We start from the raw sequence: 14,476 nt of genomic DNA on the forward strand, positions 1-14,476 counted from the left end.
AGAAAACTGCAGAACAATGTTGGTCCAGGTAATCACATGCAGGGAGAGATTTTTTTTATCGTCCATCAGAAATCGCCTGAACCAGCAATAAAGTTATTGCCTTTATGATCTCAATCAATGAACGATAAGTCATTATAAGTTATGTCGTTTGTTTACCGGACACTAACAGTAGCGTTACTCATATCGTGTGATTTATTTACCTAAATAACATGAGTAATGATACTCATGAAGCCGATACTGACCTTCCGGTTCTGTCGCATTAACGACGGAGGGGCTTGGGGCGGCAGAAGTTGCATTGGCTGTTTTTTAAGCGGATAACAGATGAAACTGTTCAACCAGTGACAATCCGTCACCGGCTGAAGGCTGGAACTAACCCTTGTTTATCATGTGGATTAATTCAATGTTTGCCAGTATCGTCTGTGTGCGCCGGAATGATTTGAACCCCAGCATCGGGCGGATTCGCCGTTTGATATTTCGATGGTCCTGCTTTACGATTTGCTCTGCCTGACCGTCATCGTTTCTTCATCAGGTTTACCGGCGTTGAGTGTGGCCAGCGCAGCCGTGTTGGCGACCCCTGTACATTTACGTCGCCGAAATGCCTTATCCAGCAACGGTACGAGGCGGATAGCCCAGCGATGAGGCGTGAAATGGTCAATGAGAATACCCCGCTCTGCCATAATCTCTTCGAGGTTGCGCAAACTCAGTGAGTAAGCCAGATACCAGCGAACACACTGGGCGATAACATCGATAGGGTAATGAAGGCGACTGAAGGCCTTTCAGATCAAGGATATAAGTCAGAAACATCATATAAAAAAAACAGCATATTACCCGTTAGCGCCTTAATGCGACAGAACCTACACTTGGCCTTCAAACCGATGAAATCTGCCGGCATCGTTATTAAAAGCCCCATGAATTTCACCAATTTTATGGGACTTGTTTTCGTTACTTAGTCTCCATCAAGCCAAATTTTTTAAATAGATTCAGGTAATAATTGTGTTATTTACATACAATATAGCGTTCAAAACCCCATCCCCCATTAACTCGAACTTCCATAACAAGACTAGTTCCTGAACCGGATGCCATTATTGCGGTAGATATTTCTGGATCTGTACAAGTTCCGGAGTAATCACCATTAGCATTCGTGGTTGTGTCCACTAGAGCACTATTATTACCTGATGTTCCTAAATAAATTCGAATGGTTTGTGCTCTTTGTTTCTCAATATGCACACTAAAACTTGCTCCTGCAGTTGATGAACATATTCCAGTCAGTGTTGGGCCCGTATTATTAAATGGTGAATAATTATTTAATGTTGCCGTTTTTGATGAAATAGTGTTGCTATTTGCTTTAGCGGTCACCTTCGTATTCTCGTTCAGTGTCGCCGCGTAAACACCGTTGTTTTCACTCACCGTGGTGCCGGTCACCGCAAACGTCACGTTACTCATCTCTTTCTCCGAATTATCGCAGCAGTCCTTCGGTGTGAAGCTCAGGGTGGTAGAGGTGACATTATCTCCCGAAATATTGGCCAGTCTGGTAGTGAAGGCCGATTTCGAAGCATCCACGGACGCCGCCGGTTGGGCATAGGTCACGGTCACATTCTGGCTAAGGCCGTAATTCTACCTGAATAACCTTGTCACCCGGCATCATAGACGCCGGCAGGGTTACTGTGGCGTTACCGTTGCTGTCCGTGGTTACATGCTGCCCGTGCCGTTCACCTTCACTGTGACCTGGGTGTTCTTCAGTGGCTGACCGTCCGCCCCGGTAACTGGCAGAGTGGTAGTCGTGGCACTGACACCGTTAGCAGGTGCCCGTTGATGATGCGCTGGATGTGCTGACTACCTGCGAACGCCAGTGTCTTAAATAACTGGAGCGTGAAAACCGGGAACTGGGGCGAAGCAATGACATTCTGCGTCAGGCTTCAGCGTATTTTGTCCTGGCGGAGCTTGATCGTCACTGGAGAAAATAATGCCGCTTCTGGAGAATTTGAGCGGTGAGCACGGCGTCGGGCCGGTCTGTCAAGAGCTGGGGATATTGCTCCGTCAACGTACTACTGGCATCAGCAACACCGGAAGTATCCGGAGCGGCGAAGCTGTCGGGATAAGCGCGATGCCGTACTGATACCTGAGATACAGCGTGTCCACGAAAAAAACTACAGCGTTTACGATGTGCGTAAGGTCTGGTGGCAGTTAAAACTTGAAGGCGCCAGTGTTGCTCGATGGACTGTGTGCCAGACACCCGAGCGGCACAATCCATCACAGCGACAGTAATAATGCCGGTGTTAGTTTTCATCATCATATTTGCTGTTTTTTCTGGATGATGAGATCACTGATGCAGTGAAGACTTTCCGGCTCCCTGAATCACATAGCGATTGATCGCTATTGTGTCCTCCCTTGGGCCCGTGGGTTGCCTCATGTGAGGCTTCTCCTCATCGGTACGCGTGACTCAAGAAGGGCCTGACGGCTTGTCTCTTTACCGGCCTGTCTGGGTCATCTGCCTTGAGAATTAACAGATGCCTCTGTGAAGGATATTTTTATGGTTATCACAAAATCAGTCCCTTCGGCTCAGATAATGGGTAGTGTGGATACGCATAAAGATCTACATGTCGTGGCGATGGTCGATCAGCATAACCGGATTGCTGGAACTGAATTTTTCCCCGCGACCCGTCAGAGCTATCGGCAAATGTTGAACTGGATGGCGTCGTTCGGATATGTAAACCTTGTTGGCATTGAACACAGGCTGCTATGGCGCGGGGCTACTTCGTTATCTGCAGAAAGAAGGTATCGAGGTGCTTGAGGTAACATCACCGGACCGAATGGAACGCCGCAAGCGGGGCAAAAACAACACTATTGATGCTGAGTGTGCAGCACATGCCGCTTTCTCAGGAATACGCACTGTCACGCCCAAAACACGCAACGGTATGATTGAATCTTTACGGGTTCTGAAAATTTGTCGCAAAACGGCCATAGCGGTGAGAAAAATCACTCCTCAAATGATCCTTCAAATATCATTTCGGCCTCCGATGAATTGCGCGAACAAACTCGAAAAATGACATGAATGCAGTTGATCTGGACTCTGGTCGCCTCACGATCAGATGTAACCGGTTGTCGCAATGTTGTGGATGCTTATCGAATTGCCCTGAGGTCTCTTGCCCGGCGCTATCTGGAACTAAATGATGAAATAGCCGATCTGGATATCATGATAGCGTCAATTGTTGACGAACTGGCTCCCGATCTGATCAAACGCAAAGCTGTGTAATATGAATGCGCTTCCCAGCTTTTGATTACTGCCGGCGATAATCCTCATCGCCTGAACTCAGAATCAGGATTCGCGGCTTTATCCGGCGTAAGCCCTGTCTCTTCGGGAAAAACCAATCGCTACAAGCTTAACCGCGGGGGATGATCGTGCAGCCAACAGCGCATTGCATATCATCGCAATTGGAAGATTACGTATCGATGCAAAAACACAAGGATATGTATCAAGTCGAATAGCTGAAGGGCATACCAAGATGGAAGCACTGCGTTGCCTGAAAAGGTACATATCACGTGAAATCTATACGTAATCAAAATATTTTGATCAACAGCACTCAAATTACCATTTGACCCTTAGAGGGGCGTCAAAGGTTCACAATATGTGTCAATGGCGTACACGCAGCGGTTGCATGAGGCAGTGTTACTGGCCTCAACAGGCAGTACGGGGGACTCGAATGACAATGCGATGGCAGAAAGTATCAATGGGTTGTACAAAGCGGAGGTGATGGCTGGAAAACCCGGCAGGATGTTGAGCAGGCTATGCTGAATTCGGTGGACTCATACAACCATCACCGTTTAATGGAACGCACCGGATATATCCCACCAGTAGAGGAAGAAAAAGCGTATTACGATTCACTGAATAACCGGGATGTGGCAGCCTGAGCATTCAGGAAAACCGGGGCGTTTCATAGCGAATAGAGGAATGCTGAGATTAGTGATTAATATCCACCCCTAAGGGTGGATATAGGCATGATGAAAAATACTAAGCCAGAGGTTTTACTAACAAAGGAGCGCTGCTGGTTGGTAATGCTGGTGTCACACCTGAAGATGCTCCTGGCGTCGCGGCCATTGTCGCCATTGCGGTCACCAGTTGCCCGGCAGCACCACTTGCTCCATTGGAATTAGCGAATGCAATACCCGTGCTGAAATTGCCGTGCTGCCACATTTGATCCATTGACGCTTCAAATGTTCCCTGAACGCCATCAGTACGGAAAGCCCCCCATGGGTTGGTGAGAATAAAATCGTTGGTTGCTGCATCAAAACCGATAATGGCAAAGGCATGACCACCGACAAAATTTGTTTGCCCGGTAGTGGCATTTGTCGAGCTCTCCCAGCTGGAAAGTTGCGCAGGGGCACCGTTAAGGACTGCGGTTTTCAGTCTTTCAAAATACGTAGTGTTCCAGGTGTTCTCAGTAGTACCAGTCCATCCATCCCAGAAGGTTGTGTTGCTATCACCGGTAATTGCCTGCAGTTTTTCGAAACCGCCCGGCAGGCTGGAGTAACTGTTATTGTCATTCCAGTAGGTTGCTTCAAATGCCACGTTTGCCCGCTCGGCAATCGCCACCCAACTGGATGAACTCACACTTGCACCACTGCTAAACTCGTTATTATCAACGGTGACCCAGGTAGGCACTCCGTTATTAAAGAACCGGACGCTGTAAGTGTCATTCGGGTTCTGAACAATCATTGATTTAATGAAATTAGGATCTGCATCCACCACGGCCTGAAGGGCTGAGAGTAAGGAGCAATCGCCGACTTGACCTTGACAAATATCATTAATCGTTGGGCCTCCATCCGCAAACAGCGGCCGCCCCTGAGTATTCGCGGTCGAAGAAGAAGCGGGTTTATTGGTACCGTCCATCCAGTTTGCAATGAGCTGGCTAAACTGAGTCGCAGAGGAGCCAACGCCAAGGCAACCAATGCGGGTTAATGTCCCGTCATCCTGTGAGGTCCAGTCGACCGAAGCCCCACCTGCACCGGTCACCATGCCGTTGACAATCGAGTAGATCGGGGAACTCGTTCCGCAGACACTGCCGATATTCTGTGCGTAGCTGCTCAGGTCAGAATATTGAGCTGCGGTTAACGTATCAGTCATACCGGCAACAAAGTCTTTCAGTACGGACTCAATCGCAGTGAAACTAAACAGTGAACTGTTATTTGCAGCAACTGAGGTCATGATGCTTTTCAGTGATGCATCACTCAGACTGTTGAGCAGTGAATCACCCGTTGAGCCTGATACGGACAGCAGTGAGCGCTGAGCCTGGCTGAGAAGACCCAGTTGTGGCGTGGACAATGAAGGTGAGACGCTCAGTAACTCATCGGCATTCAATAGCGTCAAACGGTCGGTCAGTGTGCTCAGGAGCTCTGCATTAAGGCCGACAATTGCCGAAGGTTTCATCGCCGTAAACTGATCTACTGTCATTGCCTGAAAAGCGGAAGGGCTCAGATTATTAATAAAGGCTGAGGACAACTGCGAAACAGCATGGCCAAAGTAGGGCATTTGCGCTGCTGTAACCCCAGCCGCAGCTGAAGACGAAAGCCAGTCAGCATGCTGTAGAGCCTGAATTTGATCCGTACTCAGCGTGGATATTTGCTGTGCGGTTAGACCTGCGTACTCGGTCTGATTCAGTTTAATTATCACAGATACTGGCAGCGCCGAAATATTCAGCAAACCAAATTGTGCACTGGTTAGCCTGCCAAAATTGTTCATCACACCAACCTGCGCGGCACTTAATGCCGACAGATGTGCATCATCCAGTCCCTGAAGCGTATCCTGAGTAATCTGCCCAGCCTGGGTCAATGTCATGGCCTGGAATGCTGGAATGCTCAGGTTGTTCAGCCATGAGCCAGTGAACCAGTAAAAACTAAGCGTAAAGCTCTGTATCTGAGAGGCGGTAAACCCACTGGCTGCGGTTGCAGGGATCCAGTCAGTGTGAGAAATGGCCTGGGTTTGCGCGATGCTCAGCGATGCGATTTGCTGCGCAGTAATTCCGGTGTATTCAGTTCCACTCCAGTAAGAAATCACTGATGTTGGCATTTGAGAAATATTCAGCAATCCAAACTGATCACTGCTCAGACTGCCGAAATTATTCATGCCACCCACCTGTGCAGCGGTTAAGGCAGATAAATGCGCGTTATCCAGCCCGCTAAGTGTGGCAGACGTTATCTGGCTGGCCTGTGTTGGCGTCATCCCCTGAAATGCTGGGATGCTGAGGTTGTTGAGCCAGTCAGCGCTGAACCAGTACAGACTGGTGCTGATGCTTTGAACCTGGTCGGCGGTAAAACTGCCGGCCAGGGCTGCGGGTATCAAGGAAGTATTCCACATGGCATTAATCTGAGCCGGGCTGAGTGACGTAATTTGTTTCGCCGTTAAGCCGTTGTAGTTATCCCCACTCCAGCCAGAAATGGCAGATGCCGTTAACTGGGATATATCTAGGAGGGCGAATTGTGCGCTGCTCAGTTTAGCAAAGTTGTGCATCGCGCCGGTCTGCGCCGCACTCAGGGCCGAAAGGTGTGCATCATTGAGACCTTGCAACGTTTCCTGGGTGACATTGGCAGCCTGGCTTACAGTCATCGCCTGGAATGCCGGAATGCTCATATTATTCAGCCATGCGCCCGTGAACCAGTAAAAGGTCGCGCTGATGCTCGGCACCTGTGCGGCAGTAAAACCCGCGGCGGCGGACCCATTCATCCAGGAGGGATAGACGATAGCACTGACTTGTGCAGGGCTTAATGTTGAAATTTGCTTCGCAGTCAGACCGTGATATTCAGTCAGGCTCCAGTTAGCAATAACTGACGTTGGCATCAGGGAAATATCCAACATACCAAATTGCGCACTGCTTAAAGCGCCTAAATGAGTCATTGCACCGACCTGTGCCGCCGTCAGTGCGCTGAGGTGAGTATCATCTAGGGCCGCAAGGTTCGCGTTACTAATCTGGTTAATCTGGGTAGCTGATAACGACTTAAATGTCTGCGTGCTAAGGGCGTTCAACCAACTGGCAGGGAATGACGAAAAACTGATTGTCATACCGCCGAGTTGAGTGGCGGTTAAGGCCGAAATATGGCTGTTGTCCAGGCCGCTCAGTGTTGCCGCAGTGCATAAATTAAGCTTTCCGGATGAGATCGCTTGGAATGCGGGGATATTCAGACCATTGAACCATGCAGAAGACAGCGTCGCTAAACTGGTTGTCATGGCTGCGGTTTGTGTCGCGGTTAATGCAGACAGATGGCTGGCGTCCAGACCGCTGAGCGTTGTGGCGCTGATCTGGTTTATCTGGTTGTTTGTGATGGCCTGGAAGGTTTGGGTGCTCAGATTATTGAGCCAGTCAGCAGAGCACGCAGAAAGGCTGGCAGAAAAAGCGGTAATCTGTACTGGTGTCAGCCCGCTGAGCGCTGTTGTGGGGATCCATTCCGGGTGGGCCAGCCCCTGAATTTGGGCAACAGTCAAAGCTGAGACTTGCTGTGCAGTCAGGGTGATATAGGTTTTTTTCTCATTAATGACTGATAAATGAGCGCTATCGAGATTACTGAGCGTCGTGGCACTAAGTTGTGCGATTTGTACAGCACTTATTGATTGCAGTTGCGTGATGCTCAATGCATTGAGTCCGGCGGCAGACATCCCCGAAATATCAAGTAACGCAAATTGTGCGCCACTCAATGAACTTAAATGCGTCATTCCGGCAACTTGTGTCGCGGTAAGCGCCGACAAATGTGTGTTATCTAACCCGGCAAGACGGCTGGTCTGGATTTGGTTAAGTTGGGCAGACGTCAGAGTCTGGAAAGTTGCCACACTCAGATTGTTTAACCAGGCCGTAGAATAGTAATAAAACATCCAGCTACTGAGTATGGCCATTTGCGCTGCTGTCGCCCCATTCATTGCGGGCGCATTGATCTGGTCAGTATGTCCAATCGAGAGGAATTGCGCAGGTGTCAACGTTGTAATCTGCTGTGCAGTCACCCCTACATATTGGGTCGTCGTCCAGGATGAAAGAGCTGTAGCGGGTAAAGCTGAGATATCCAATAACCCAAATTGCGCGCTATTGAACACATTAATATTTGCGATACCAACCACCTGCGAGGCGGAAAGCGCAGACAAATGGTTATTATCCAGACTAGTCAGAATTATCGGATCGATTTGATTAAGCTCGGTAACGGTAATGGCGCGAAGAGCTGAGGCCGTCAGGTTGTTGAACCATGCGACAGGGTACAGTGAAAAGTTTACCGTCAGCGCCGCAACTTGTTCAGCTGAAAGTCCGCTTGCTGCGGAAATCGGGATCCATTCCTGATGTGTTAATGCCTGAAGTTGGCTTCCACTCATTGCCGAAATTTGCTGTGCGGTTAATGCAATATAGGGTGCTTTTTCTTCCAGTGCAGACTGGTGGTCGCTGTCAAGATTACTGAGCGCCGTTGCGTTTATTTCCCCAAGCTGTTCTGCCGGAACGGCCTGGAATGCGGGCAGCGTCAGGGCATTTAACCAGTCCGAAGACAGGGCAGAAAAGTCATTAGTCAATGATGGAGTCTGGCTGGACGTAAACCCGGCAACCGCCGAAACGGGTATCCACTCAGGGTGCTGCATAGCCTGAACCTGCCCACGGTTTAATGTGGCAATTTGCTGTGCCGTCAGGCCGCTATATTCGGTCAGGGTCCAGCCTGACACCACAGCGTTCGGCATGCGGGAAATATTCAGCAAACTGAACTGTGCGCTGCTCAGGCCATCAAAATTATTCATGCTGCCTACCTGTGCGGCTGTCAGGGCAGACAGATGGATATTATCCAGGCCACTTAGCGTGGAAGACGTAATCTGAGCGGACTGTGCTGGAGTCATACCCTGGAATGCGGAAATACTGAGGTTATTGAGCCAGTCAGCAGAGAACCAGTACATGCTGATGTAAATACTTTGCACCTGGGCTGCGGTAAAAGCAGTGGCTGCAGAGGCCGGCATCCAGGAGGTATGTTGCATGGCATAAATTTGCGCGGTACTGAGTGTTGAAATTTGCTGTGCGGTCACGCCGAGGTACTGTGTCTGGCTCCAGTGTGCAATGGTTGAGGTTGTCATCTGGGCAATATTCAGTAAGCCAAACTGCGCGCTATTCAGGCCACTGAGCACGGTTAAAGCACTGACTTGCGTCGCGCTCAGAGCTGAAAGATGAGCGTTGTCCAACAAGGCAAATGTTGCGGGAGTCAGCTGATTGAGCTGAGTACCGGACAGCGCCTGGAAAGCGGAAATACTCAGTCCGTTTAACCAGTCGGGAGAAAAAATGGCGAAACTGGCGGTAACAGAAGAGATTTGGGTAGCCGTCATCCCACTGACAGCCGTAGCGGGTATCCATTCCGGGTGCTGAAGTGCCTGAATTTGAGCTATCGTCATGCTGCTGACCAGATCGGCTGTTAGCAAATTGTAATCAGCATTGTTCCATGTGCTGATGGTAGTAAAGTCCGGTGTCAGAACGGTATCTTGAGTAGCGTTGTCCATGTATAACCCTTTTCAGAAAAGATGTGTGTGTTGTTTTGCAAATAAATTTGCGATGGTCTTTTACCCATTAATATCAATATCGGTGAATCGTTTTTTTTGTTTTTAATAACCTGCTGTGCCAGTTGTTAATGTCTGTCGGTATATTTTAGTTATGTGCAATCTGATGGTGATTATTACTCATGGTTGATTTAATACATTTTTAAAAAATGCCCACTCATAGGAGTGGGTATTAATACATTGGGAAAATATTAAACCAGCGGTTTTGCCATGAGTGATGTATTAGCATTAGCTGGTAATGCTGTTGTCACATCTGAGCTTGCCCCCGGCGTTATGGCCATTGTGGCCATAGCCGTAACCAGCTGCCCCGCAGCCCCACTTGCTCCGTTTGAATTCGCAAAGGCAATCCCTGTGCTGTAACTTCCGTGCTGCCACATCTGATCCATTGACGCTTCAAATGTCCCGGCAACGCTACTATCGTTACGGTCGGCTCCCCACGGATTGGTCAGGATAAAATCATTGGTTGCATCATCAAAGCCGATAATGGCAAATGCATGTGCACTGACAAAATTTGTCTGCCCGGTAACGGCATCTTTAGTGCTTTCCCAGCTGGAAATTTGCGCAGGCGCACCGTTCAGTACGGCGGTTTTCAACAGTTCAAAATCCGTGCTGTTCCATTTATCTTCAGTCGTGCGGGTGGCGTAGAAAGCGGTAGTGCTGTCGCCGGTAATTTCCCGCAGCTTTTCGAATCCCCCTTTAAGGCTTGCATATCTGTTGTCAAGATTTGAATAGGTGGATTCATATGCCACGTTTGCCCGCTCAGCAATCGCCACCCAGCTGGAGCTGGCAACACTGTTCCCGTCGGCAAACACATTATTATCAACCGTGACCCAGGTCGGTACGCCGTTATTAAAGAACCGCACGCTATAGGTGTTATTCGGGTTCTGAACAAACATCGACTTAATAAAATCAGGATTGGTTGTCACCACACCCTGGAGAGCTGACAGGAAGGAGCAGTCACCGTCCTGTCCCTGGTGAATATCATTAATCGTCGGGCCACCATCAGCAAAGAGTGGACGTCCCACAGTATCATCGGTGGAAGAAGAGCATGGGGCATTAGTGCCATCCATCCAGTTGGTGATGAGCTGGTTAAACTGCGTTGCAGATGAACCCACCCCCAGGCAACCAATGCGGGTAAATACCCCGACCTCCGGCGTGGCCAACTGCACCGAAGCACCGCCAGCTCCTGTTATCATCCCGTTGACAATCGAGTAGAGCGAAGAATCCGTTCCACAGACGCTGCCAATAGTCTGTACGTAGCTGGTTAAATCGCCGTACTGTGTGGCGGTCAGTGGATCGGTCAGCGACGAGGCAAAGCTTTTCAGGACTTTTTCAACAGTTTCAAAGTTGTACAGCGACGTGTTGTCAGCCGCAGTGGCCGTCATGATGTTTTTCAGCGTGGAATCACTCAGACCATTAATCAGTGCGCTGCCCGTGCTGGCAGACGTGGATAACAGTGCCAGCTGGCTTTGAGTCAGGGTACCCCGTTGTTGTGCAGACAACGAGGTTGAAATACCCAGCAGTTCGTCATTATTAAGAGACTGCAACACATCGCTGCCCAAAGTCTGAATATGACTGACATCCAGGCTTGCGATGATGGCAGGCGTCAGGTTGGCCAGCTGGCTGGTCGTGAGCGACTGGAAGGCGGGAACACTCAGATTATTCACGAAGCCGGCAGGCAGCAGGGAGAGCTGAGTACCAAGCGAGGCGACTTGCTCAGGTTTCATTCCACCGGCAACGGAAACGGGTAGCCATTCAGGATGCTTCATCGACTGAATTTGCTCAGGACTCAGTGTGGACATCTGTTGTGCCGTCAGCCCGCTGTACTGCGCCTGTTTCCAGCCGGCAATCGCGGTTGTCGGGAGTGCAGAAATATCCAGTAATCCAAACTGGTCACTGCTCAGTGCGCTCAGGTGCGTCATCGCACTGACCTGAGTTGCGGTTAACGCGGAGAGATGATTGTTATCCAGCGCGGCTAAATTCGCCGTACTTATCTTATTAAGTTGTGCTGAGGTGATGGACTGGAAGGCGGTGGTAGTGATGCTGTTTAACGCGGAAGCGGAGAAACAGCTGAAGCTTGTGGTGATACCCGCCAGCTGGTCTGCCGTGAGCGCGGCCATATGGGTATTGTCCAGCGCACCGAGTTTGGCTGAGCTAATCTCGTTGAGATGGTCACAGCTGATAGCCTGAAATGCCGCGGTGCTCAGATTATTGAGCCAGCCTGCCGAGAACCAGTAAAAATTAAACGTGCAGCCCGCTATCTGCTCGGCGGTAAATCCTGCAGCAGCGGTATCAGACATGTAATTAGCATGTGCCATCGCGTTAATTTGCGTCACGCTCAGTGAGCTAATCTGCTGTGCAGTGATCCCCTGGTACAGGGTCTGACTCAATTTCCCAATGGTTGAGGTTGTTAACCCGGAGATATTTAACAAACCAAATTGTGCAGAGGTCATCGAACTTAATTTAGTCATACCGGCAACCTGAGCCGCGGTGAGCTGCCCAAGCTGTACATCGGTCAGCCCCGGGATTGCCGTTGTGCTGAGCGCGTTTAACCACGCCACTGGAAGTCCGGACAAATTCACATTAATGGCAGAAACCTGAGCGGCGGTTAACCCCGCGACAGCCGCAGTGGGGAGCAATTCAGGGTGCTGAATTGCCTGGATTTGTTCAGTACTTAATGAGGTGATTTGCTGTGCAGTCAAGGTTGCATACTGTGCCGAAGTCCAGCCCGCAATCTGGGTGGTGGATTGCCCTGAAATATCAAGAAGCCCCAGCTGTGTTTTACTCAGGCTATCCAGGTTATTCATCGTGCTGACCTGTGAGGCAGTAAGGGCAGACAAATGGGCTTTGTCCAGTGCTTTGACTGTGGCGGCGGTGATCTGGTTTAGCTGAGTGGCTGAAAGGGCCTGCAATGCTGGCAGACTCAGACTGTTGAGCCATGCGGCTGACAGTCCGGTGACATTAATCGCAGGGACCTGGTCTGCTGTCAATCCCGCGACAGCTGCAGCGGGGATCCATTCAGGGTGCTGAAGAGCCTGGATTTGCGTAATGGTCATTTGACTGACCAGATCCGCCGTTAATAACGCGTAATCCGAAACCGTCCATGTATTAATTATATTAAGATCCGGTGTGACAGATGTGGCTTGTGTTGAATCAGTCATGAGCTTACCCATTAATAAAAATGAATTGTTGTGTCTGCTGGATTTGAATAAATGTGTTTTCACACAAACCATCAGGAAACTAATGACAAATATCGTTGTTTATAAATTAAAATTTGGCTTTGTAATGAAAAGTAATTTAATACTATCTGCGTGTTTTTAAATAATCAACATTCAGGTGTGTAAGTTATTATTTCATGCTACAGAGGTGTTTCATTGAATGATGAAACACCTCTCTCTTTAAAAATTAATTTAATTATGATTTTTTGTTGCCTATTTATTTTAACTGCCTTCAGATAACTTACTTAATATCCCCGTGTTGGCCAGTAAACTTAATCTTGCAGACTGCCAGGCCGCAATGGCTTCTATTCTCTGTTGCTGAGCGTCTGCCAGAGCAGACTGCGCATTCATCACTTCAAGAATATCAGCAACATTTTTGTCATAGCGCCGCTGAACCGACTGCACGGATTTCTGCGCGGCATCAAGAAGCTGCTGGCTCGCCGTCAGCACATTGAGTGCGGTTTTGGCATCCGCGTAAGCTTTCACAACATCCGTCATAATTTGTGCCGTGGTGTCTTCCATTTGCGCCTCGCTCTGTTCAGCCTGCGCCCGGGCCTCAAGGATCTTATAATGTCGGCTGAATCCATCAAACAACGGTATGGAGATAGTGATCCCGATATCCTTGTTGGTTTGGTTAATACTCGACAATCCCTGGTTCGGAAAACCATTGCGTGACATATGTGCGGTCAGGTCGACAGTCGGTAAGCCATCTGAACGTACCGAGATGATTTTATCTTTATCTGCCGCCCATTTTGCCCGTGCCTGTTGTATCGCCGGGTGCCTGTCTTCTGCCTGCTTTAACCATTCGTTCAGATCGTGTATATCCGAGGGAATAACCCGTTCTGGTTGTCTGGGTAACGTGATCTCCGTTGCCAGGTCGATCCCCATAGCCTGTCTGAGCAGGGCAATATTTTTCTGATAATCCCCGCTGGCACGCATGGCGGTCAGTTCTGCTTTCGCCAGTGCAGTGGTTGCCTGAAGGGTGTCATCCTGGGCAGATGCGCCCAGATTTTCACGACGCTTTGCCACAATCAGCGTCTGCCGGGCCAGCTCAGCGATATGCTGTCGCGCGTCCACTTCAGCCTGGCTGGTCAATGTCTCAAACCAGGCCTGAATAACGGATACCATAACTTTTTGTAGCGCAGCATCATGGCCTGCAACGGCGGCCAGTAACATCTGGTTGGCTGATTCCCGGTTGGCTGCTCGGCCACCAAAATCAAATAAACGCCAGTTTAACGAGCCGTAATACTGATTCCCGGTGCTGGTCACACCAGGCGCCTGCGAGCCTGCGGAATAAACAGTCGAATCCCGCAGACGGCTGACCGAGCCACTGAGGGTCGGCAGATAAGCGGCGCGCGCTTCACCGACTACACCGCTTTGTACCTTGATTTCCGCCCAGGTTGCCCGGATCTGCGGGTTATTACACAAGGCGGTATCAACAGCACCGCTGAGCGTCATTGGCTGACTGAAATCCACAGACTGGCTACAGCTAATGCGGCTGGCATCAGGCAATGTGGCACCCGACTGCAGTTGTTCAGGCTGTGTCTGTAAGGGATCGTCTAATAACTGACTGAATCCCTCCGCGAAAGCCGCTTGTTGTACCAGCAGTCCCAGCAGACAGAGGGGTAATAAATATTTTTTACCGTTCATTCAGGCTCTCATGTGTATGTTGAATCAGTGGCGAGAGGAAATATCCAATGAC

General features: G+C 49.6%; 4 protein-coding genes, 4 pseudogenes and 1 other annotated feature. Of the genes and pseudogenes, 3 read left to right on the forward strand and 5 right to left on the reverse strand.

Annotated features, from left to right (window positions below; all coding sequences use genetic code 11):
• Positions 1–306: 306 nt before the first annotated feature.
• A pseudogene (locus M977_RS24720) lies at positions 307–749 on the reverse strand (DDE-type integrase/transposase/recombinase).
• A gap of 247 nt (positions 750–996) precedes the next feature.
• Positions 997–1,587: a hypothetical protein gene (locus M977_RS25400; protein ID WP_157092130.1), complete on the reverse strand. Its 591-nt coding sequence runs from the start codon at positions 1,585–1,587 to the stop codon at positions 997–999.
• Between the two features lie 242 nt (positions 1,588–1,829).
• Here M977_RS25400 and M977_RS25930 point away from each other — a divergent pair.
• The 3 pseudogenes from M977_RS25930 to M977_RS25080 all read left to right on the forward strand — a co-directional run.
• Positions 1,830–2,223: pseudogene (locus M977_RS25930) on the forward strand (IS3 family transposase); the annotation flags it as partial.
• Positions 1,919–2,037, forward strand: a sequence feature (AL1L pseudoknot). Its footprint overlaps the pseudogene before it by 119 nt.
• 343 nt (positions 2,224–2,566) lie before the next feature.
• Positions 2,567–3,597 (forward strand): annotated as a pseudogene (locus M977_RS25075) (IS110 family transposase).
• Between the two features lie 16 nt (positions 3,598–3,613).
• Positions 3,614–3,909: pseudogene (locus M977_RS25080) on the forward strand (integrase core domain-containing protein); the annotation flags it as partial.
• Positions 3,910–4,009: 100 nt separating this feature from the next.
• Here M977_RS25080 and M977_RS23275 read toward each other — a convergent pair.
• The 3 genes from M977_RS23275 to M977_RS23285 all read right to left on the reverse strand — a co-directional run bounded on the left by M977_RS23275 (position 4,010) and on the right by M977_RS23285 (position 14,424).
• The gene (locus M977_RS23275) at positions 4,010–9,499 is read right to left on the reverse strand and encodes a C2 family cysteine protease (protein WP_064519392.1); all 5,490 of its coding nucleotides are present in this window, start codon (positions 9,497–9,499) and stop codon (positions 4,010–4,012) included.
• Positions 9,500–9,747: 248 nt separating this feature from the next.
• Positions 9,748–12,717, reverse strand: coding sequence for a C2 family cysteine protease (locus tag M977_RS23280; protein ID WP_064519395.1), 2,970 nt, complete (start codon positions 12,715–12,717; stop codon positions 9,748–9,750).
• Between the two features lie 279 nt (positions 12,718–12,996).
• A complete protein-coding gene (locus tag M977_RS23285) occupies positions 12,997–14,424 on the reverse strand; it encodes a TolC family protein (protein ID WP_064519398.1) in 1,428 nt (475 codons plus the stop codon).
• Between the last annotated feature and the right edge of the window lie 52 nt (positions 14,425–14,476).

This window comes from Buttiauxella gaviniae ATCC 51604, from assembly GCF_001654835.1.
GTDB classification, from domain to species: Bacteria; Pseudomonadota; Gammaproteobacteria; order Enterobacterales; family Enterobacteriaceae; genus Buttiauxella; species Buttiauxella gaviniae.